This is a genomic window from Actinoplanes sp. NPDC049598, assembly GCF_040675435.1.
Classification (GTDB): Bacteria; Actinomycetota; Actinomycetes; order Mycobacteriales; family Micromonosporaceae; genus Actinoplanes.
Genome location: NZ_JBFAOX010000014.1, coordinates 18,858 through 38,796, shown reverse-complemented (window position 1 = coordinate 38,796; position 19,939 = coordinate 18,858). Strand labels below are relative to the sequence as shown.

Annotated in this window: 22 protein-coding genes; 10 read left to right on the top strand and 12 right to left on the bottom strand. The window is 71.5% G+C overall.

Annotation, left to right across the window (positions count from 1 at the left end):
- Nucleotides 1–2: 2 nt before the first annotated feature.
- From AB0J66_RS29285 to AB0J66_RS29260, 6 genes are all read right to left on the bottom strand, one after another.
- Nucleotides 3–170 carry a hypothetical protein gene (locus tag AB0J66_RS29285; protein WP_364667205.1) on the bottom strand — a complete coding sequence of 56 codons (168 nt, stop codon included), beginning with the start codon at nucleotides 168–170 and terminating at the stop codon, nucleotides 3–5.
- A gap of 90 nt (nucleotides 171–260) precedes the next feature.
- On the bottom strand, nucleotides 261–1,256 hold the full coding sequence (dhaK, locus tag AB0J66_RS29280) for a dihydroxyacetone kinase subunit DhaK (protein ID WP_364667203.1): 996 nt from the start codon (nucleotides 1,254–1,256) through the stop codon (nucleotides 261–263).
- Nucleotides 1,253–1,864 (bottom strand): dihydroxyacetone kinase subunit DhaL, encoded by a 612-nt coding sequence (gene dhaL, locus AB0J66_RS29275; RefSeq protein ID WP_364667201.1) that lies wholly within the window; start codon nucleotides 1,862–1,864, stop codon nucleotides 1,253–1,255. The genes dhaK and dhaL overlap by 4 nt, the downstream gene beginning before the upstream one ends.
- Entirely contained in the window at nucleotides 1,861–2,637 is a 777-nt protein-coding gene (locus AB0J66_RS29270) for an HAD-IA family hydrolase (RefSeq protein ID WP_364667198.1), read from the bottom strand. Before AB0J66_RS29270 ends, dhaL begins: the two co-directional genes overlap by 4 nt.
- The gene (locus AB0J66_RS29265; protein WP_364667196.1) at nucleotides 2,634–3,494 is read right to left on the bottom strand and encodes a class II fructose-bisphosphate aldolase; all 861 of its coding nucleotides are present in this window, start codon (nucleotides 3,492–3,494) and stop codon (nucleotides 2,634–2,636) included. Before AB0J66_RS29265 ends, AB0J66_RS29270 begins: the two co-directional genes overlap by 4 nt.
- Nucleotides 3,495–3,514: 20 nt before the next feature.
- Nucleotides 3,515–4,237: a LuxR C-terminal-related transcriptional regulator gene (locus tag AB0J66_RS29260; RefSeq protein WP_364667193.1), complete on the bottom strand. Its 723-nt coding sequence runs from the start codon at nucleotides 4,235–4,237 to the stop codon at nucleotides 3,515–3,517.
- Between the two features lie 157 nt (nucleotides 4,238–4,394).
- Between AB0J66_RS29260 and AB0J66_RS29255 the strand changes: the two genes are divergently transcribed.
- Complete coding sequence (locus tag AB0J66_RS29255) at nucleotides 4,395–4,550, top strand: hypothetical protein (RefSeq protein ID WP_364667190.1); 156 nt, start codon at nucleotides 4,395–4,397, stop codon at nucleotides 4,548–4,550.
- A 15-nt stretch (nucleotides 4,551–4,565) separates the two neighbouring features.
- On the opposite strand, the gene AB0J66_RS29250 is transcribed toward AB0J66_RS29255, so the two are convergent.
- Both AB0J66_RS29250 and AB0J66_RS29245 read right to left on the bottom strand, forming a co-directional pair.
- Nucleotides 4,566–5,813 (bottom strand): glycoside hydrolase family 6 protein, encoded by a 1,248-nt coding sequence (locus tag AB0J66_RS29250; protein WP_364667187.1) that lies wholly within the window; start codon nucleotides 5,811–5,813, stop codon nucleotides 4,566–4,568.
- 110 nt (nucleotides 5,814–5,923) lie between these two features.
- A complete protein-coding gene (locus tag AB0J66_RS29245) occupies nucleotides 5,924–8,161 on the bottom strand; it encodes an EAL domain-containing protein (protein WP_364667185.1) in 2,238 nt (745 codons plus the stop codon).
- Nucleotides 8,162–8,233: 72 nt separating this feature from the next.
- On the opposite strand from AB0J66_RS29245, the gene AB0J66_RS29240 reads away from it, so the two are divergent.
- Nucleotides 8,234–9,436: an NAD(P)/FAD-dependent oxidoreductase gene (locus AB0J66_RS29240; RefSeq protein WP_364667182.1), complete on the top strand. Its 1,203-nt coding sequence runs from the start codon at nucleotides 8,234–8,236 to the stop codon at nucleotides 9,434–9,436.
- On the opposite strand, the gene AB0J66_RS29235 is transcribed toward AB0J66_RS29240, so the two are convergent.
- Entirely contained in the window at nucleotides 9,423–9,854 is a 432-nt protein-coding gene (locus AB0J66_RS29235) for a DoxX family protein (RefSeq protein WP_364667179.1), read from the bottom strand. The two genes, AB0J66_RS29240 and AB0J66_RS29235, sit on opposite strands and share 14 nt — an antisense overlap.
- A gap of 190 nt (nucleotides 9,855–10,044) precedes the next feature.
- Here AB0J66_RS29235 and AB0J66_RS29230 point away from each other — a divergent pair, with 190 nt between their 5' ends.
- The 5 genes from AB0J66_RS29230 to AB0J66_RS29210 all read left to right on the top strand — a co-directional run bounded on the left by AB0J66_RS29230 (nucleotide 10,045) and on the right by AB0J66_RS29210 (nucleotide 14,008).
- Entirely contained in the window at nucleotides 10,045–10,449 is a 405-nt protein-coding gene (locus tag AB0J66_RS29230; RefSeq protein ID WP_364667177.1) for a peptidase inhibitor family I36 protein, read from the top strand.
- Between the two features lie 101 nt (nucleotides 10,450–10,550).
- Nucleotides 10,551–11,693 (top strand): acyl-CoA dehydrogenase family protein, encoded by a 1,143-nt coding sequence (locus tag AB0J66_RS29225; protein ID WP_364667174.1) that lies wholly within the window; start codon nucleotides 10,551–10,553, stop codon nucleotides 11,691–11,693.
- A gap of 166 nt (nucleotides 11,694–11,859) precedes the next feature.
- The gene (locus AB0J66_RS29220) at nucleotides 11,860–12,423 is read left to right on the top strand and encodes a nuclease (RefSeq protein ID WP_364667172.1); all 564 of its coding nucleotides are present in this window, start codon (nucleotides 11,860–11,862) and stop codon (nucleotides 12,421–12,423) included.
- 2 nt (nucleotides 12,424–12,425) lie between these two features.
- The gene (locus AB0J66_RS29215; protein WP_364667170.1) at nucleotides 12,426–12,974 is read left to right on the top strand and encodes a TetR/AcrR family transcriptional regulator; all 549 of its coding nucleotides are present in this window, start codon (nucleotides 12,426–12,428) and stop codon (nucleotides 12,972–12,974) included.
- Between the two features lie 32 nt (nucleotides 12,975–13,006).
- Nucleotides 13,007–14,008: an aldehyde reductase gene (locus tag AB0J66_RS29210; protein ID WP_364667167.1), complete on the top strand. Its 1,002-nt coding sequence runs from the start codon at nucleotides 13,007–13,009 to the stop codon at nucleotides 14,006–14,008.
- Between the two features lie 339 nt (nucleotides 14,009–14,347).
- On the opposite strand, the gene AB0J66_RS29205 is transcribed toward AB0J66_RS29210, so the two are convergent.
- Nucleotides 14,348–14,836, bottom strand: a complete 489-nt coding sequence (locus AB0J66_RS29205) for a hypothetical protein (RefSeq protein ID WP_364667164.1) — start codon at nucleotides 14,834–14,836, stop codon at nucleotides 14,348–14,350.
- 255 nt (nucleotides 14,837–15,091) lie between these two features.
- A complete protein-coding gene (locus tag AB0J66_RS29200; RefSeq protein WP_364667162.1) occupies nucleotides 15,092–16,261 on the bottom strand; it encodes a UDP-N-acetylglucosamine--N-acetylmuramyl-(pentapeptide) pyrophosphoryl-undecaprenol N-acetylglucosamine transferase in 1,170 nt (389 codons plus the stop codon).
- A gap of 116 nt (nucleotides 16,262–16,377) precedes the next feature.
- Here AB0J66_RS29200 and argG point away from each other — a divergent pair, with 116 nt between their 5' ends.
- Nucleotides 16,378–17,793 carry an argininosuccinate synthase gene (argG, locus tag AB0J66_RS29195; protein WP_364667160.1) on the top strand — a complete coding sequence of 472 codons (1,416 nt, stop codon included), beginning with the start codon at nucleotides 16,378–16,380 and terminating at the stop codon, nucleotides 17,791–17,793.
- A gap of 50 nt (nucleotides 17,794–17,843) precedes the next feature.
- Here the strand turns inward: argG and AB0J66_RS29190 are convergent, their stop codons facing one another.
- Entirely contained in the window at nucleotides 17,844–18,272 is a 429-nt protein-coding gene (locus AB0J66_RS29190) for an SMI1/KNR4 family protein (RefSeq protein WP_364667158.1), read from the bottom strand.
- 114 nt (nucleotides 18,273–18,386) lie between these two features.
- On the opposite strand from AB0J66_RS29190, the gene AB0J66_RS29185 reads away from it, so the two are divergent.
- Nucleotides 18,387–18,965, top strand: coding sequence for a dihydrofolate reductase family protein (locus tag AB0J66_RS29185; RefSeq protein ID WP_364667155.1), 579 nt, complete (start codon nucleotides 18,387–18,389; stop codon nucleotides 18,963–18,965).
- Nucleotides 18,966–19,012: 47 nt separating this feature from the next.
- Complete coding sequence (locus AB0J66_RS29180) at nucleotides 19,013–19,924, top strand: alpha/beta fold hydrolase (RefSeq protein ID WP_364667152.1); 912 nt, start codon at nucleotides 19,013–19,015, stop codon at nucleotides 19,922–19,924.
- Nucleotides 19,925–19,939: the final 15 nt, after the last annotated feature.

Here is a 19,939-nt window from a genome sequence, read left to right as displayed (position 1 = left end):
GCTCAGTCCGCGTCCCTGTCGGTTTGCGGGCGAGCCTGCGGGTCACGGGGCTCGATCGGCGGCTTGCGGCTCGCCTCGATGTCGGTCGGTGTGACCGGCACGCCGGAGGCGTCCTCGGCCGCACCCCGCTCGATCGGCTGGTCCTGCGTCTGGTCCGGTTGCTGGCTCATCGGATCCTCCCGGGTTGTCGTCGTCGACGGCGACTTCCCCCGCCCCGGGCCGGTAAACGGATCATCTCGAGCCGCGACCGCGGGCCGGACTCAGAACACCCGTGCCGCGGCATCGGCGGGGGCGGCGAGGAGGCCCTCCACTTCGTCGTCCAGGCGGACGAGGGTCAGGGAGGCGCCGGCCATGTCCAGGGACGTGCAGTATTCGCCGACGTAGTTGCGGGCGACGGTGATGCCTCGCTCGGTCAGGCGCTGGTGGGCCCGGCGGTAGACGATGTAGAGCTCGCTGATCGGAGTGCCGCCCAGACCGTTGACCATCAGCGCCACGCGGTCGCCGGAGTTGTAGGGGAGGTCGGAGACCACGGCGTCGAGCATGTCGTCGACGATCTGGTCGGCCGGGGCCAGCCGGCGGCGTTCGCGGCCGGGCTCGCCGTGGATGCCGACACCGAACTCGATCTCCTCCGGGCCCAGGTCGAACAGGGGTGAGCCCTTGGCCGGTGGGGTGCAGGCGGTCAGCGCGACCCCGATCGTGCGGGCGGCGCCGTTGACCTTGCGGCCGATCCGGAGCAGCTCGTCCAGGTCGGCGCCCCGCTCGGCGGCGGCGCCGACGGCCTTGATGACGAAGAAGTTGCCGGCCACGCCGCGGCGGCCGACGGTGTAGAGGGAGTCCTGCACGGCGACGTCGTCGTTGATGGTGAGGATCTCGCAGCGTACGCCGTCGGCCTCGGCCATCTCCTTGCCCATGTCGAAGGCCATCCGGTCGCCGGTGTAGTTGTTCACCAGCAGCAGCACGCCCTTGGGGGAGGCCAGCAGCTTGGCCGTCTCGTAGACGTAGTCCATCGGCGGGGCTGCGAAGACGTCACCGGGGCAGGCCGCGTCGAGCATGCCCTTGCCCACGGCCATGACGTGGGCCGGTTCGTGCCCCGAGCCGGAGCCCTGGACGATCGACACCTTGTTCTCGAAGGGCGCGTCGGCCCGCATGATCAGGTTGTAGGCGGGGACGTACTTGAGGGTGTCCGGGTTGGCCAGGGCCACCCCCTCGAGCATCTCGGGAACGTAGTTCTTGGGGTCGTTGACGAACTTCTTCACGGCGCCGCTCCTTGCTTCCAGGTCTCGCTGATCCGTTCGGCGATGACCGCCACCGCCATGGCGCCGGCGTCGACCGAGCCCCTGCTGCGCTCGCCGGTGTACGCAGCCCGTCCGCGTTTGGCCACCATCCCGCTGGTGGCGTCGGCCGCCTCCCGGGCGGCGGTCGCGGCCGCCCGTACCGCCTCCTCGGCCGGCGCGCCGCGGGACAGCGCGCCCGCCAGCGCGTCGGTGTACGGCACCAGCGCGTCGAGCAGGGTCTTGTCGCCCACATCGGACTGACCGCGCGCCTTGATCCCCTCGATGGCGGCCCGCAGCATGTCCACGGGAGCGGCTTGACCCCCGGCCCGCATGAACGCCGTGCCCCAGAGCGGACCGGACGTGCCGCCGATCCGGGAGGCGATCACCATCCCGGTCCGCTTGAGGAAGGCGCCGGGCGACGACCGGTCGAGGTCGTCCCAGCTCTCCAGGAGTTTCTCGAAGCCGCGGGCCAGCGAATAACCGAAGTCGCCGTCGCCGACCACCGAGTCGAGGTCGCCGAAGTACTTCTCGTTCTCGATCGCGGTCTCGGCGATCGTCCGCACCACACGCTCGGTGTCTTCGATGGTCATCGGTCAGCTCCGGGGACGGGGGAGAGGCAACCGCGCAGGTCGCCGAGGGTGAGATAGGGGCCGGGGCGGGCCGCGCTGCGGTTGGCCAGCACCTCGACCGGCGGCCGGCCCGGATCGCCCAGCTCGGAGACCACGAGCGCGGCCTCGGTGAAGTCCTCGTCGCGGGTGTAGCCGTTCACCGTCACCAGGCAGCGCAGGCCGGCCCCGACCGCGGCCAGCAGCCCGTTGCGCGAGTCCTCGATCACCAGCGTGTCCGTCTTGTCCAAGCCGAGCCGGGCCACCGTCAGCTCGTAGATGGCCGGATCGGGCTTCTTGGCCGGCACGATGTCACCGGCGAAAACCGGCACCTGGCCGATGAGAGAGCCGATCGCGGTGGCCAGCACGGCCCGTACCGACTCCTCGGCCGAGGTCGACGCGACCGCCACCGTCCATCCCTGCCCGAGGGCCGCCGTGATGATCCGGGCAATGCCCGGACGGGTCGGGACGCGGCCTTGCGCCACCAACTGCTTGAAGGCCGCGGTCTTGGCTTGGTGCCATTTCGCAAGGCTGGCGGTACGGTCGGAAGCGCCGGCCGCCGCGGCGAAGGCGGGATCGGTGAACAGGCTGGCCATGCGCTCCTTGCCGCCGCCGATCTTCAATTTCTCGCCGTATTCCTCCTCGCTCCAATGCGCGGGCAGGCCGAATTGCTCGAAGGTGGCGTTGAACGCGGGCAGATGCCCGTAGCGCTCGGTGTCGGCGAGCACCCCGTCGCAGTCGAAGATGAGCGCGGTCACCAGGCCCGCCCGGCCGATCCGAAGAGCCGGATGTGCGCGCGGGCCATGTCCATCACCGCTGCCCGCTGATGCCGGAACAGCGAGGGTGGATCCCATTTACCTTCTTTCTCGGCCTCTCGGAGAAAGGCGAGACCGGATTTCATGAGGCTTTCCTTGAGCGCCGTCGAGATGTTCACCTTGGCGCACCCGCGGGCGATGAGGTCGGTGAACTGCTCGTCGGAGAGTCCGGTGCCGCCGTGCAGGGCCATCGGCACGCCGGTCGCCGCGACCAGGTCGCTGACCCGTTGCGCGTTCAACGTGGGGGCCTTCTTGTACTGCCCGTGCGCGTTGCCGATGGCCGGGGCGAAGCAGTCGACGCCGGTGTGCTTGATGAAGTCGACGGCCACCTCGAGCGACTGGATCCGGGACGCCTCATCCGAGCCGAGGTCGTCCTCGACGCCCTGGATGCCCTCGATCTCGCCCTCGACGTGGGCGCCGGTGCGCCGGGCCTCGGCCACCACCTCGGTCGTCTGCCGGCGGTTCTCGGCCACGTCGAGCTCGTGCGCGTCGAACAGCACCGAGTTCCAGCCGCCGGCCAGGCAGTCCGAGATCACCGTACGGTCGGGGCAGTGGTCGAGATGCAGGGTGACCGGCACGTCGACGTCGCGGGCGAGCGCCTGGAAGATCTCGAACAGCAGCTTCCGTCCGTACATCTTGACGGTCTTGACCGAGGTCTGCAGGATGACCGGCGCGCGCTCCTCGACGGCGGCCGCCAGGACCGCCTCGATGCTCAGATCGTCGACGATGTTGAAGGCGCCGACGCCGTAACGGCCGGCGAGCGCGCGGTCCAGGATGTCCTTCATCGGCACGACGGGCATGAGCCCAGTCAAGCCACTGATCACCCGGTCGCGGTATGGGGTGAACTCCCCAGAAGCCAGCCGTTGTCGAGGGCGGTGACCACCGCCGCCGTCCGGTTGCGGGTGCCGGTCTTGCGGATGACCGCGCCGACGTGTTTCTCCACGGTCTTGGGGGAGAGCTCGAGCCGGGAGGCGATCTCGTGGTAGGTCAGGCCCTGCCGCATCAGCTCGAGAACATCCAGCTCGCGAGTGGTGAACGGGACGGGCGCGGGCAGCGGCGGATCGGGCCGGGCGAGGCGGGCGGTACGGACGATGGCGGCCGCCGAGGCCTGGGTCAGCGTCTCCAGATCGTCCACGGTCCGGCTGGGGAAAGCGGGCCCGAAGGTCACGCTCACCGCGACCACCTCGCCCCGCCACCAGATCGGCACGGCCGCCGCCGGCCCGCGCCGCACGCGGTCGGCCGCGACGAGATGCCCGGAGCGCAGCTGCCCGTACTCGGGGATCACCACGGGCCGGCGGCGGCCGAACGCGCGGCCGGTGGCCCCCTCGTCCAGCGGGAACGAATCGCCGAGGTGGCAGAACGCGCCGTACTCGGCCGCCTTCGTGTAGCGCCCCGCGCCCGCGTCGATCAGCGACACGCTGCCCGCGGCCGACCCGGTGAGCCGGGCCGTGTGCCGCAGCAGCCGCCGCAGCACGGCCTCGAGCCGGAGGTCGCCGTAGACGTCGGCCACCGCCTCGGCGAGCCGGAACCCGTCGACTCCCACCCGCCCAACATATGTTTCCCGCCGGTCGACCGGTAGACCGGACAGCGACGATGTCGGCCGTTCGACTGCGGAGGGGGCGGCCGGCTTGCTGCGCTGGGTACGGCGGCGGAAGGCGTCCGCCGGGAGCCGTCGAGGAGGAGTCAGGAGCCGATCGCAGATGGCGGCGGGCCGCGCTACGACTGGCCGGACGTACGCCTTCTCGTTCGTGTGGACCACCGCGGGCACTTACACGTACCGCGCGGTGGTCCCGGGCACGAGCCTCAACGCGACGGCCGCGACCGGCGCCGTCAAGGTCAAGGTCAGGGTCTCCTGAGACGTACGCCGCCGATCAGCGCAGCGGCGGGTTGGCGAGCTGGACGAGCTCCACCGCCTGCTGCGGGAACCAGGCGCCGGCGGCCGGGTCGGCGATGCCGCCGCGGGCCGGGTCGACCCCGGTGCCGGTGCCGCGGTCGCACTGGCCGTCGGACTGGCCGGGCGTCTTGACCCACAGGAAGGCGTCGGCCAGCGGGTCGCCGGTCCGGGTGGTCGGGCGCAGGCCCAGGCCCCGGTCCGGCGGGTTGCACCAGGTCTGCGGGTCGGGCCAGGTGACACCGGCCGGCGCGGTCCACGGGCCCTGACCGTTGCGGCTGGTGTCCACGACGAAGTGGGGCAGCTTGCGCGGCGAGACGGCGCCGACGTTCGCCGCGTACCAGGCGTCGCTCAGCGCCCACGTGCTGAAGTCGTTCGGGCTGGCCGGGTAGTACTGGCTGGCGCACTGCTCGAAGTGGCCGCGGGCCTCGGCCGGCCCCTGCGTGCCGTAGTAGACGCACTTCGAGATCCAGTTGCCGAACTTGAGCTGGCGCTCGGTCGTCTCGTAGTTCGACACGTTCAGGAAGAAGCCGTCGGCCTTGCGCACACCGGCCTTGACCAGCCGGTCGGCGATGTCACCGACGCCGAGCCAGGCGCTGTGCGTGCCGTCGAGGTAGACGCTCGTGCGGGGCAGCCGGGCCAGGCGGTCCACGGCGTAGTTGAGCATGGCGAACCGTTCCGTGGCGGCGGTGGCCGGGTCGGCCTCGGCCGGCTGGCACCACTCCTGGTTGCCGTTGATCGTGGTGTACCACGGGATGATGCCCAGGCCGTCGGGCTCGAGCATGACCGCCGCGGGCCGGCCGCCGATGCCGGCGGCGAAGGCGTCGATCCACGCCTTGTACTCGGCGACGGAGGTGGCGCCGCCGGCCGAGTACTGGGAGCAGTCCCGGAACGGGATGTTGTAGGCGACGAAGACCGGCAGCGTCTTGCGCGCGGCGGCCCGCTGCGCCTCCGTCTGGACCGACTTGGTCAGGGAGCGGCCGGAACCGCCGGTCACCCAGACGGCCTGCGGGGTCTCGATCATCGTACGGATCTGGTGGGCCAGACCGCGCTGACCGGCCGCCTTGAGCTGGGCGATCTGCTGGACGGCGCCGGGGTCGGGCTTCGGCGTGTAGAACCGCGTGCCGTCCGGGATGACGGCGTGCGCGGGCGACGGGCTGACGGCCAGGGTGACCGCGCAGGCGGTCAACGCGGCGCCGGCCCATCGTAAGGGGAGTGACAAGGACACGTTGGACTCCGATCTCACCGGGGTGGGAGCGTTCCCATTCACCCTGAGCCTCGGCTGCGCATCTGTCCAAGTCAATGGGCCGGATCGCCATCGGCCGATCTTTCGCCCCTTTACGCGGCGGCTGGGCTGACCAGGCGGGCCCGGAATTCGCCGGCCGGCATCGGGCGGGCGAAGTGGAAGCCCTGGGCGCGCTCGTAGCCCAGCCGGCTCAGGCGGTCCGCCTGCTCCGGGGTCTCGACGCCCTCGGCGACCGCCTCCAGGCCGAAGGCGCGGGCCATCTGGGCCACCGCGTCGGCGATGGCGTCGGGGCCGCCGGTCGGCACGAAGGAGCGGTCCAGCTTGATCTGGTCGACCGGGCAACTGGCCAGCAGGGTCAGCGTGGACGCCCCGGTGCCGAAGTCGTCCAGCGCCAGGCGTACGCCCATCTCCCGCAGCCGGCGCAGGTTGCCGGTGGTGGCGCCGCCACCGACGGCGACCGACTCGGTGATCTCCACCGTGAGCCGGTGCGGCGGCAGGCCGCTGTCGCGCAGGGCCGCCTCGACCACGGCCGGGAAGGCGGCCTCGCGCAGCTGCCGGGCCGAGACGTTGACCGACACCGTCAGCGGCTCGGGCCAGGTCGCGGCCTCGCGGGTCGCGGCGCGTAGCACCCACGTGCCGAGCGGGACGATCAGGCCGGTCTGTTCGGCGATGTCGATGAAGGCGCCCGGGCCGAGCAGGCCCTCGGCCGGGTGCTGCCAGCGGACCAGCGCCTCGGCCCCGTTGATCCGGCCGCCGGGCAGGGTCACCACCGGCTGGAAGTACGTCACCAGCTGATCGGAGAGGATCGCGGTGTGCAGGGCGGACGCCTGCCGGCTGCGCTCGGCGCCGCGGGCCTCCATGCCCGGGCGGTAGCGTTCGTAGCCGCCCTCGCCGCGAGCCTTGGCCTCGTACATCGCGATGTCGGCCTGGCGGAGCAGGTCGCCCGCGTCGTCGCCGCCCCGGCCGTCGACCACGCCGAAGCTGGCCCGCGCGGTCAGCGGCTCGCCGTCGATGACGGCCGGCTCCAGCAGGGCGGCCGCGATGCGGGTGAGCACCTGGTCCACGTCGTCGCCGTCGCAGTCGTCGAAGAGGATGGCGAACTCGTCACCGCCGAGCCGGGCCACCGTGTCGGCCGGCCGCACGCCGGCCCGCATCCGCTCGGCCACGTGTACCAGCAGGGCGTCGCCGGTGGCGTGCCCGAGGGTGTCGTTGACCGTCTTGAAGTCGTCCAGGTCGATCAGCACGATGCTGACCGGCGTGCCCGGGCCGGCGCCGGTCACGGCCTCGGCCACCCGCTTGTTGAACAGCGCCCGGTTGGCCAGGCCGGTCAGCGAGTCGTGGCTCGCCTCGTAGCTCAGCCGGTGCTGCAGCATGTCGTTGAGCCGGAACGCGATCAGCTGGCGGACCACCACCAGCCCGGTCAGCGTGACCGCGACGGCGTCGATCAGCGTGCCGTTCTCGCCGCCCCGCAGGTTGTGGTAGACCACCATGGCGTCGACGGCCGCGATGGCCACGTACGGCATCAGGCTGTAACTGCGCTTCGACCGCCGCGGCCGGCTGCCGGCCGCGGTGTCCACCACCTGCACCCGGGCGCCGACCGCGGCCGCGTAGGCGGCCAGCGGGAGCACCAGCACGAGCAGGTTGCCGCCGAGCCCGTGGGGGTGCAGGAAGCTGATGGCCGAGCCGAGGCCGCCGATCAGCGCCGACGTGCCGATCCAGTAGAGCCCGCGCCGGGCGAACGAGTCGACCCCGGCCAGCACCACCTTCGCCGCCAGGTAGACGCCGTTGAGGCCGGCGCCCATGATGGCGATCGCAGCGAGCACCCGGGGCAGGGTGACCCGGCCGTCGGTGAACTGGGCCGACGCGGCGAAGTGCCAGATGAGCAGGCCGGCCGCGGCCGACAGGGTGCCCAGGTCGAGCCAGACCCCGAGCATGCGGGAGCGGCCCTGGGCGCTGAAGGGCAGGCCGACCAGCGGCCACGTGAGGACGAGGCCGCCGATCACGTGCAGCACCACCGAGGCCGGCAGCGCCCAGCCACCGGCGCCGAGCTCGAACAGGACCCGCAGACCGGCCACGCCGACGAACAGCGAGATACCGGCCTGGACGGTGCGCCAGTAACGGCGTACCGCCGGCGCGGACGCCGGGTCGGTCCGGACCCGGTGGCAGAGCAGCAGAGTGGGGACGATGACCGCGATCATCAGCAGCCAGTTCACCGGCGCGGGCCACAACCGCCCGGCCCACTCCTGCAGCAGAAATGCGCCGACATCGACAACGGTCAGGGCGGTGACGGCCTGGAACGCCCGGTCGGCGAAGATCGGCGGAACAGGCACACCATCACCATCGACGCCTCCGCCGCTCAGTTGAGTGTTGATTCGACCGGCCTTGTTCACCAGGATGGCGGGATGACGGAATCGACGTACGACGTCATCGTGGTCGGGGCGCGCTGCGCCGGTTCGCCCCTCGCGATGCTGCTGGCCCGCCGCGGCTACCGCACGCTGCTGGTCGACCGGGCCACCTTCCCCAGCGACACGGTGTCGACCCACGTCATCCACCCGCCGGGCGCGGCCGCCCTGTCCCGCTGGGGGCTGCTCGACCGGGTCGCGGCGACCGGGTGCCCGCCGGTCGGCCGGTACTCGTTCGACTTCGGGCCGCTCACCCTGGCCGGAGCGCCGGGCAGCGCCGACTCACCGTACGCCTACGCCCCCCGCCGTACGCTCCTCGACAAGATCCTCCTCGACGCCGCGGCCGAGGCCGGGGCCGAGGTCCGCGAGGGTTTCACGGTCGACGAGGTGACCGTCGACGACGGCCGGGTGACCGGCATCCGCGGGCACGACGCCAACGGGGCCGCCGTGACGGAACGGGCCCGTGTGGTGGCCGGGGCGGACGGGCGCAACTCGGTGGTCGCCAAGACCGTGCAACCCCAGGTGTACGAGGACCAGCCGCCGCTCACGGTCGGCTACTACTCCTACTGGAGCAACCTGCCGACCGACACCTTCGAGGCGTACAGCCGGCCCGGCCGCGGCTGGGCGGTGTGCCCCACCAACGACGATCTGACCCTGGTCATCGGCGGCTGGCCGCACGCCGAGATGGCCGAGCACCGCGACGACGTCGAGGCGGCGCTGATGGCGACGTTCGCCCTGTCGCCGGCGTTCGCCGAGCGGATCCGCGACGCCAAGCGTGAGGAGCGCATCGTCGGCATGTCGGTGCCCAACTACTTCCGTACGCCCTGGGGTCCGGGCTGGGCGCTGGTCGGCGACGCCGGTTACAACCGTGACTTCATCACCGCCCAGGGCATCACCGACGCCTTCCTCGACGCCGAGGGCCTCGCCGGCGCCCTGGACGAGACGCTCGGCGGGGCCACGGCGTGGGACCAGGCCCTGGCCGGTTACCAGACCCGGCGCGACACCCGGGCCATGCCGGCCTACCAGATGACGCTGGGCATCGCCTCGCTGCAGCCACCGGACGAGCAGACCGTCCAGCTGATGTCGGCCCTGGCCGGCAGCCGCGAGGGGCAGGACGCGTTCGCCCGCCTCAACTCGGGCGTCACCTCCCCGGCCGAGTTCTTCGCCCCGGAGAACGTGGGCCGGCTGCTCAGCGGGGCGTGACGGTTGCGGCTTCGGCGCCGGCCGGGCGCTTGACCAGCGCTTCGACCGACCACGGCCCGGCGCCGAGGACCGCGATGGCGAGGAACGACCAGGCGTAGAGCGCGGGCGAGACCCCGCCGTTCTCGATCGGCAGCAGCCCCTGCGGCTGGTGCACGGTGAAATAGGCGTACGCCATGGAGCCGGAGGCCAGGATCGCGGCCGGCCGGGTGAGGACGCCGGCCAGCACGAGCAGGCCGCAGACCAGCTGGATCAGCCCGGCCCACCAGCCCGGCCACTGGCCGAGCGGCAGCGCGTCGCCCGAGCCCTTGTTGCCGCCGAAGAGCCCGAGCACCGTGCTGGCGCCGTGCAACGCGAACAACAACCCCACCACGATGCGGAACAGCGACCAGACCGGCCCGGCCAATTTCTGCGTCTCCATGCGCCCTCCTCCGTCGGCTATCGACACACATTAATGGATATCTGCGCGGCCGAAAGGGGTGCGAATATTGCCCGCTCATGACATTCGCTGATCGCGCGGCGTGTCTCAGAAGAAATTCAGAGGGTGTGGCATCGGTCACCTCCACGAGTCATTCAGTGGCCGTAAAGTGGGCCGCATTAGCGTCGATGGCATGAAGATCAGAGCTGCAGTCGTAAGTGCGCTGGCGGTGCTGGGCTCCACGGTGGCCCTGGCCTCACCGGCGCAGGCGGCCTACACGTGTGGGGCCAACGAGGTCTGCCTTTATCAGGACTGGGGCCTGCACGGATCGGTCAAGGTCTTCCGCGACCTCACCCCGGGCAACGGCATCACCGACTTCCGTTTCTACTACTACACCAACAGCGCCAATCTCAACGATTCGATTTCCTCCATCTACAACCGTTCCGCGCACCCCGTGTGGGTCTTCGAGGACGGCAATTACAACTCGCAGCACCCGGAGCGGGTGGCCATGAAGATCAACGCCGGTCAGGCCCTGGACTTCAACATCCACACCAAGATGCCGAACGACACCGTCAGCTCCATCGGCATGGACAAGTAAACCGGCCGGGGGCCTGGCCCTGCGCCGGACGTCTGCCGCAGCATGGAGGCGGCGGCTTGTGTCCATTGTCGCCGGTGCGGCGACGTGGGGAGGGCCCGGCGATGTATGACGATCCGTTCGAGACGAGTGAGCGGCTGGCGTTGCGCGAGGCGACCGGGCGGTTCGTGCGCCGGGAGGTCGTCCCACACCTCGGCGAGTGGGAGCGGGACGGTGAGGTGCCGCGGGATCTGCATCGCCGGGCCGGGTTGTACGGCATCGGCTTCGCTGAGGAGCACGGCGGCGACGGTGGGGACATCGTCGACGTCGTGGTCGCCACCGAGGCGTTCCTCGAAGCGGGTGGCTCGTCGGGCTGTCACGCCGCGCTGTTCACGCACGGCATCGCCCTGCCGCACATCGTGGCGACCGGGGACGCCGCGCTGATCGAGCGGTTCGTGCGGCCCGCGCTGGCCGGTGAGGTGGTGTGCGCGCTGGGCATCACCGAGCCCGGCGGCGGGTCGGATGTTGCCGCGATGCGCACCACCGCCGTCCGCGACGGCGACGACTACGTGGTCGACGGGGCCAAGATGTTCATCACCTCGGGGGCGCGGGCCGATTTCGTCACCACCGCGGTCCGTACGGCCGGGCCTGGGGCCTCCGGTCTCAGCCTGTTGGCCGTCGAGAAGGGCACGCCCGGGTTCACGGTGTCACGGCGTCTCGACAAGATGGGCTGGCTCTGCTCGGACACCGCGGAGCTGTCGTTCGCCGGCTGCCGGGTGCCGGCCCGCAACCTGATCGGCGGCGAGAACGAGGGGTTCGCGCTGATCGCCCAGGTGTTCGGGCCGGAGCGGATCATCATGGCGGTGCACGCCTATTCGGTGGCGCAGCGCTGTCTGGATCTCACCGTGGCGTACGCCCGGGACCGCGAGACGTTCGGCCGGCCGCTGATCGCCCGGCAGGTGGTGCGGCACAAGCTGGTCCAGATGCGGCAGCGCATCGAGCTGGCCCGCACCTACACGCGGCGGGTGGCCGCCCGGCACGCCGCGGGCGAGATGGTCGCCGGTGAGGCGTGCCTGGCCAAGAACGCCGCCGTGGACGCCGGTAAGTACGTGGTCGACGAGGCGGTCCAGCTGCACGGCGGCGCCGGCTACATGCGCGAGTCGGAGGTCGAGCGGCACTACCGCGACATGCGGATCCTCGGCATCGGCGGCGGGGCCACCGAGGTGATGGCCGATCTCGCCGCGAAGATCCTGGGGTACGCCGCGTAGCGCGCCAGCCTGCAAGGGCGGTCAGCACGGCCGGCCTCGGACACGCGGCGCGGGCTTCTCGGCCGGGCGCGAGCCCAAACGGCGCCCGGCCCCGCTCCGCCCGGGATCACCTCGAAGTACGCTGACACGGCAGAACTGGTCGGTACGGAAACGGAAAGGCACGCTCATGCCCGGCACACCGGAGTCCGTCACCTACCTGATCGTCGACGGGGAGAACATCGACGCCACCCTCGGCAACAGCGTGCTGGACCGCCGGCCGGCCCCGGCCGAGCGGCCGCGCTGGGAACGCCTGCGGGAGTTCGCCCAGGACACGTGGGAGCAGCCGGTCAAGGGCCTGTTCTTCCTCAACGCCTCGGGCGGCGCCCTGCCCATGCCGTTCATCCGGGCCCTGCTGAGCATGGGCTACCGGCCGATCGCGCTGGCCGGCGCGCCGGATCAGAAGGTCGTCGACATCGGCATCCAGCGCACCCTGGAGGCGATCGCCCGCCGGGACGGCAACGTGCTGCTGGCCAGTCACGACGGCGACTTCCTGCCGCAGATCGAGCCTCTGCTCGGCGGCGAGCGCCAGGTCGGGGTCGTCGGGTTCAAGGAGTTCCTCAACGCGGGCTTCTCCGACCTGCCCGGCCTGCAGATCTTCGACATCGAGGAGGACGCGGGCTGCTTCACCAGTGTCCTGCCCCGGGTCCGCATCATCGAGCTCGACCAGTTCGACCCGGAACGGTTCCTGTAGGCATGGTCCGCTCGGACGCCCGGGAGAACCGGGCCCGCATCCTGGCGGCCGCCCGCGTGGCCTTCGCCGAGGACGGCGACACGTCGATGAACCAGATCGCGCAGCGGGCGGGTGTCGGCCCGGGGACGCTGTACCGGAACTATCCGTCGCGTGAGGCGCTCATCCTGGACATCTACCAGGAGGAGGTCGGCCGGCTCATCGGCTCGGTGCCGGAGCTGCTCGCCGCCTCGGCCCCGGTGGAGGCGTTGCGGCGGTGGACGACCGACCTGGTCGACGCGATGCGCAAGAAGCACGCGCTCGGGGCCGCGCTCAGCCCGGACACGCACAAGTCGATCACCGAGCAGACGTACGGCCCGGTGCTCGCCGCGATCACCGATCTGCTCGACGCCGGCCGGCGCGACGGCAGCATCCGCGCCGACGCCGACCCGGCCGACTTCCTGCAGCTCACGGGTGCCCTGTGGCGGTCCGCGCCGGAGCGCACGCAGCCCATGCTGGGGCTGATCCTCGACGGCCTGACCGCTCAAGTGGAGAATTCTCCGCTTGACCGTTGACTAAGCGGAGAGCTCTCCACTACCTTTGATTCATGACAAAGGTAGTGGTGACCGGCGGTTCGGGTTACATCGCCAGCTGGTGTACGTTGGCCCTGCTCAGTGCGGGGTACTCGGTGCGGGCGACCGTGCGCGACCTGGCTCGCGAGCCGCAGGTGCGAGAGCAGGCCGGCCTCGGCGCCGACCTGGAAGTGGTGCGGGCCGATCTGGGCCGCGACGAGGGCTGGCCGGAGGCGGTCGCCGGGTGCGACTTCGTCCTGCACGTGGCGTCGCCGACGCTGACCCAGGTGCCGCGCACGGCCGACGAGATGGTCCGGCCGGCCATCGACGGCACCCTGCGGGTGCTGCGCTCGGCCCGGGCCGCGGGTGTGCGGCGGGTGGTGATGACCTCGGCCATCGGCGCGATCGCGTACGGGCACGAGCCGCGCGAGACCCCGTTCACCGAGCAGGACTGGACCAACCTCGACGCCGACCTCGCGCCGTACCAGCGGTCCAAGACCCTGGCCGAGCGGGCGGCCTGGGAGTTCGTGGCCGGCGAGGGTGACGGGCTGGAACTGGCCACCGTCAACCCGACGGCCGTGCTCGGCCCGGTCCTCGGCCCCGACTACTCGCCGTCGCTCAGCGGCCTGGCCCGCCTGCTCGACGGCTCCCAGCCGGCACTGCTCAAATTCGCCACCGGCTACGTCGACGTCCGCGACGTGGCGTCGCTGCACCTGCTCGCGATGACCGAGCCGGCCGCGGCGGGCGAGCGCTTCATCGCCACCGCCGGCCACAGCCTGTGGCAGCGCGACCTCGCGGCGATCCTGCGCGCCCGCCTGGGCGACCGGGCGGCCAAGGTGCCGACCCGGGAGATGCCCCTGGCCGTGTCGCGCGGCCTCGCCCGGGTCAACCCGCAGATGGCCGCCCTGCGCCTGATCCTGGGCCGCAACCTCGACGCCACCTCGGCCAAGGCGGAACGCCTGCTCGGCTGGAAGGCCCGCCCCATCGAGGACACCATCGCCGAGACGGCCGAGAGCCTGCTCGCCCTCACGAAGTGACGCGGCGCAGGCTGTTCCACAAGTCGGCGCCATAACTCGAGGGCTCGGGGGCGGCCCCGTGCAGGCGGAAGGACCGGTCGCGCTCGGCCCGCAGGAAGACCGCCGCCGACGCGAATGCCTACTTCCGGCGGGCGAGGCGGCGCTGGATGTGGACGTAGCCGGATGGCAGGAGCAGGACCGTCGCGAAACCGACCAGGTCCGGGTTGGCGACGCGGGTCAGCTGCGCGATCAGGGCTGTGGCGAGCAGCAGGACGGGAGCGCCCAGGGCCAGCTGGCGCGATCAGGGCCGTGGCGAGCAGCAGGACGGGAGCGCCGAGGGCCAGCTGGCGCGCCGAGACCTCACCCGGGCCGCCGGAAATCCTGATGCGGCTCAGGAAAGACGGCGACCGCGATCGACGGCACGGCCAGAGCGGCGCCGACGGCCAGGACGCGCATGCCGCTGGACGGGATCAGGGGCAGCTCGTAGCGGTTGGCCGAGCTGATGGTGAGCAGGGACAGGACCAGCCATCCGGCCACCCATGGCACCCCGGTGACCAGGGCGATCGTAGCGACGAGGGAGTCGGTGCGGTCGTCGCGGTCCTCGGGGCGGTTGTCGCGCAGACCCGGCCGCCACGGTGGCTCCGGGCGGTGGAACAGCCCACCCACGGCGGCGAGCAGGGCCGGCCCGATCAGGACGGTGCCGAGGAAGAATCCATACAGGCCGCCCGGGTCGTGGCGGATGTGGACGGGCGCCTCCTGCGGGGCGAAGCCGGCCAGTGGGACGGCGAACAGGCCGATCACCACGGTGTGCGCGAGCAGCACGGCCGTGGCCAGCCAGCCGGCGCGCATCCGGGCGCCCCGGCGCCACCTGCGGCGGCGTCCAGGGCGGCAGCGCACCCGCAACGGCGAGCCCCGAGGCGGCCCCGTTCGCGGCCGGCTCGGTTGCGGTCGGTTGGGGAGGGGTGGGTCGAAGGGTGGCCGGCGGGGGAGCGGCGGCCGGGCTGGAGGCGCCCGGGGCCGCTCTCCGCAGCGGGATGTGCACCCGGCGATCGTAAATGCCTGATGCACGCTTGCCGGGTCAGAGTCACGCCGCCGCGGCGGGTCTCAACGCTCGGCGGAGACCGACAGGATCTCGGTGACGATGCGGGAGGCGGCGTCGGCTCGGCCCTGGGCGGCGGCCGCCCGGGCCATTTCCGTGCGGCGGTACGGGTCGGAAAGCAGGCCGTTGATGGTGGCGTACAGCTCCGCCGGGCCGGCCTGATCGCCGTCGAGCATGACCGCGGCGCCCCGCTCGGCGAGATGGCGGGCGGTGACCCGCTGCTCGTCGCCGGCCGCGAACGGGTAGGGAACCAGCACGCTGGGTTTGCCGAGCGCGGTGAGCTCGGCGACGGTGCCGGCCCCGCTGCGGGCGACCACGACCGCGGCCCCGGCCAGCAGATCGGGCAGCTCGTCGTGGATGAACTCGACCACACGGTAGCGGTGCGCGACCGGGGCCGGCAGCTCGGCGGCCACCTGCTGCATCTCGGCCAAACCGTGGCTGCCGCACTGGTGGACGATCTGGCAGTGCTGGAGCAGGTGGGGCAGGGCTCCGGTCAGCATCCGGTTGATCTGCCGGGCCCCGGTCGCGCCACCGGTGACCAGCACGAGCGGGACGGACGGGTCCAGGCCGTACGCGGCGAAGCCCTTGCCCGGGTCGCCGCCCAGCACCGCGGGCCGGATCGGGTTGCCGGTGACCACCGCGCGGCTGCGGGCCCGCTCCGGCAGGTGCTCCAGCGACGCCTCGTGGCTGAGCAGGACCCGGGTGGCGAAGCGGGCGAGCAGCCGGTTGGCCAGGCCCAGGCTCAGGGTCTGCTCGTGCATCAGGTAGGGCACCCGGAACAGGGCCGCGGCCAGGCCGATCGGCACGGACACGAAGCCGCCGGTGCTGAGCACGACCGACGGCCGGGTCCGGGCCACCGTGAGGGCGGCCTGCACGATGCCGAGCGGGATGCGGAACGCGTCGGCGACGTTACGGGCCAGATCCTTGGGGCTCAGGGAACGCCGGACCTTACCGGTGGTGACGGCCCGGAACGGGATGTTGTTGCGTACGGCGATGGTGGCCTCCAGCCCGTCGGCCACCCCGACCCACAACAGCTCGGGCGTGGTGCCGGTCTCGGCGAGCCGGGCCTGGAGGGCATTGACCGTGGTCAGGGCCGGGTACGTGTGCCCGCCGGTGCCGCCACCGGTGACGATCATGCGAAACGTGTGCAGGCGCTGGCTGCTGTAGAGAGACATGCCGATCCATTCCGAAGGGCCGCGAACGAGGAAGTCTAACGATGCGGTCACCGCGTCCCTCGAACGGCGGGGTGGCGAGTTGGCATGAAAATGCAGAGTGTTGCATAATCTAGCGCGTGACTAAGGTTCTCTCCTCCCTCCCCGTCGGCGAGCGGGTCGGCATCGCCTTCTCCGGTGGCCTCGACACGTCGGTCGCGGTCGCGTGGATGCGTGAGAAGGGCGCTGTGCCCTGCGCGTACACCGCCGAGATCGGCCAGTACGACGAGCCCGACGTGACCTCCGTGCCCGACCGCGCCATCGCCTACGGCGCCGAGCTGGCCCGCCTCGTCGACTGCCGGTCCGCCCTCGTCGAGGAGGGCCTCACCGCCCTGGCCTGCGGGGCGTTCCACATCCGGTCCGGCGGCCGCACCTACTTCAACACCACGCCGCTGGGCCGCGCCGTCACCGGCACCCTGCTCGTCCGGGCCATGCTCGAGGACCAGGTGCAGATCTGGGGCGACGGTTCGACCTTCAAGGGCAACGACATCGAGCGGTTCTACCGGTACGGGTTGCTGGCGAACCCGTCGCTGCGGATCTACAAGCCGTGGCTCGACCGGGAGTTCGTGGCCGAGCTCGGCGGGCGCACCGAGATGAGCGAGTGGCTGCTCGCCCACGACCTGCCGTACCGCGACTCCACCGAGAAGGCGTACTCGACCGACGCCAACATCTGGGGCGCCACCCACGAGGCCAAGTCGCTGGAGCACCTCGACGCCGGCATCGAGCTCGTCGACCCGATCATGGGCGTCAAGTTCTGGGACACGGATGTGGCGATCGCGACCGAGGACGTGACGATCGGCTTCGCCGAGGGCCGCCCCGTCTCGATCAACGGCAAGGAGTTCGGCTCCGCGGTCGACCTGGTCCTCGAGGCCAACGCCGTCGGCGGCCGGCACGGCCTGGGCATGTCCGACCAGATCGAGAACCGGATCATCGAGGCCAAGAGCCGCGGCATCTACGAGGCGCCCGGCATGGCGCTGCTCCACATCGCGTACGAGCGCCTGGTCAACGCCATCCACAACGAGGACACGGTGGCCAGCTACCACAACGAGGGCCGCAAGCTGGGCCGCCTCATGTACGAGGGCCGCTGGCTCGACCCGCAGGCCCTGATGCTGCGCGAGTCCCTGCAGCGCTGGGTCGGCAACGCGGTCACCGGCGAGGTCACCCTCCGCCTGCGCCGCGGCGACGACTACTCGGTCCTCGACACCACGGGCCCCGCCTTCAGCTACCACCCCGACAAGCTGTCGATGGAGCGCACCGAGACCCCCGCCTTCGCCCCCGCCGACCGCATCGGCCAGCTCACCATGCGCAACCTGGACATCGCCGACAGCCGCGCCAAGCTCGAGCAGTACGCCCGCCTGGGCATGGTCGGCAGCCCGTCGGGCCTGGTCGGCGCCCTCCCCGCCGGCGGCGCCGAGGAGATCGCCTCCCGCGGCGCCACCCCCACCCAGAACGACGACCTGCTGGACCAGGCCGCCATGGAGTCCGGCACCGACTGACGCTTCCTCAGCCCGCAGCCACCGCCCTGAGACCGGGCGGTGGCTGCTCGTTATCGACGCAGCAGGCCGAGGAAGTCGGTGAAGGTCGGGGCCAGCGGCACAACGCCCCAGTCCACGCTCCAGAAGACGACCGACGGGTGATTGTCGTCGGCGCGGTAGTCGAAGCAGAAGAAGTCGCCGCCGGCGTCGGCGGCGAAGGGGATGATGCCCTCATCCAGCACGTCCAGCAGGGGAAAGACGGCGGCGACGATGTTGCTGGTGAACGGGGAATCCTCGAAATGGAGCAGGTGGTCGACCGCGGTGCCGAAGCCGTTGGGCAGGTCGATCGAGGCGGGAACCGGGGCGGCGCCCTGATGAGTCTGGGCGACGGCCAGGAACTCCGGAGGCAGGGCGACCTCCAGTTCGTCCTGCGCCTGCCGCACCGCCGTGTCCGACGCCGGCCGTGGATTGTCGATCGCCCCGTCCACCCAGTTCACCATGGGTGACACGATGGCGGTCCCGGTCGAAGTGCGCCAGTCCGGTGGAAGCTGTCGGATCGAGTGGGGGCTGTTCGTGGAGTAGGTGAGACCCGCCCCACTACGAAGGGAACTGACATGAGCGCGCTCTACACCTGGGACGTCTTCGCCACCCTCGACGGCTACGGGTCGTACGCCGAGGGGGCCGACTGGGGTGGCTACTGGAGCAAGCAGGGGCCTGAGCTGCTCGCGCACCGGGCCGGGCTGTTCGGCACCGAGCAGCGGATGGTTTTCGGGGCGACCACGTTCCGGGAGAACGCGGAGATCATGTCGGCCGGGCTCGACCCCAATGCGCTGGACGAGTGGAATCGCCGGACGATGCGCATGCCGGCCACGGTGATCTCGTCGACGCTGACGGACACGCTCGGCTGGCCGGACGCGACGATTGTGCGCGGCGACGCGGTGGAGATCGTGCGCCGCCTCAAGGAGGAGTCCGATGTGCCGTTGCGGTCGCAGGCCAGCCTGTCCCTGAACTGGGCCCTGATGGCGGCCGGCCTGGTCGACCGGCTCCAGGTGACGATCTTCCCGGTGATCTCGGGCCGGACCGGGACCAGCCCCGTCCTCGGCGGCGCCGGCGACTTCGACCTGGAGCTGCTCGAATCCCGCACCTTCGACGGCCGCACCCAGGAGTTGGTCTATCGCCCGATCCCGCGGTGAGCCTGGGCCCGGTACGCTCGGCGGCGCACCCGTCCGGGGGAGGCGTGATGGCTCGGCACAGGTGGTGGGTGGCCGCGGTGGCCGTCATGGTGACGATGGGGTGCGGCTCGACACCGGACGAGCCGGAGCCGATCCGGTGGCCGAAGAGTCACGGGACCGGCGCGGTGGAGTTCGGGGGCCGGCGGGTGAACGTGCACGTGCCGGAGTCGTACGACCCGGTCCGGCCCCCGCCGCTGGTGATCGGGCTGCACGGGTACTCGTCGAACGCGAACGAGCTGGAGGCGTATTTCAAGCTCGGCCAGGAGGCGGAGCGGCTGGGGTTCGTCTACGCCCGGCCGGAGGGAACAGTCGACGACCGGGGTGACCAGTTCTGGAACGCCACCGACGCGTGTTGCGCCTTCTACGGCCCGGAACCCGACGACTCGCGGTATCTCAGCGAGCTCATCGCCGCGATGCAGCAGGAGTACCGGATCGATCGGTCCCGCGTCTATCTGATCGGCCATTCGAACGGCGGTTTCATGGCGTTTCGGATGGCCTGCGATCACGCCGATCAGGTCACCGCGATCGTCTCGCTCAACGGCGCCACCTGGAACGACGCCGACAAGTGCCGGCCGTCCGAGCCGGTGGGCGTGCTCGCCGTGCACAGCAGCGCCGACGAGACCATCGCGTTCGAGGGCGGCTCGAACGGGACCGGCGACTACCCGTCGGCGGCGACCACGGTCAGCCGGTGGCGGGGCTACGACCGGTGCGCCGGGGACGTCCGCGACGCCCCCGCCCTCGACCTGGTCACCGATCTGCCGGGGCCGGAGACGACGGTACGCACGTCCGGCGACGACTGCGCCGGCGGCGCCACGGTCGAGTCGTGGACGATCAACGGCGGCAGCCACGTGCCCCAGCTGGCGTACGAGTTCACGCCGGCCGTGACCCGCTTCCTGATGTCACAGGCCAATCCGAGCTGACGGCTCAGCCGCCTT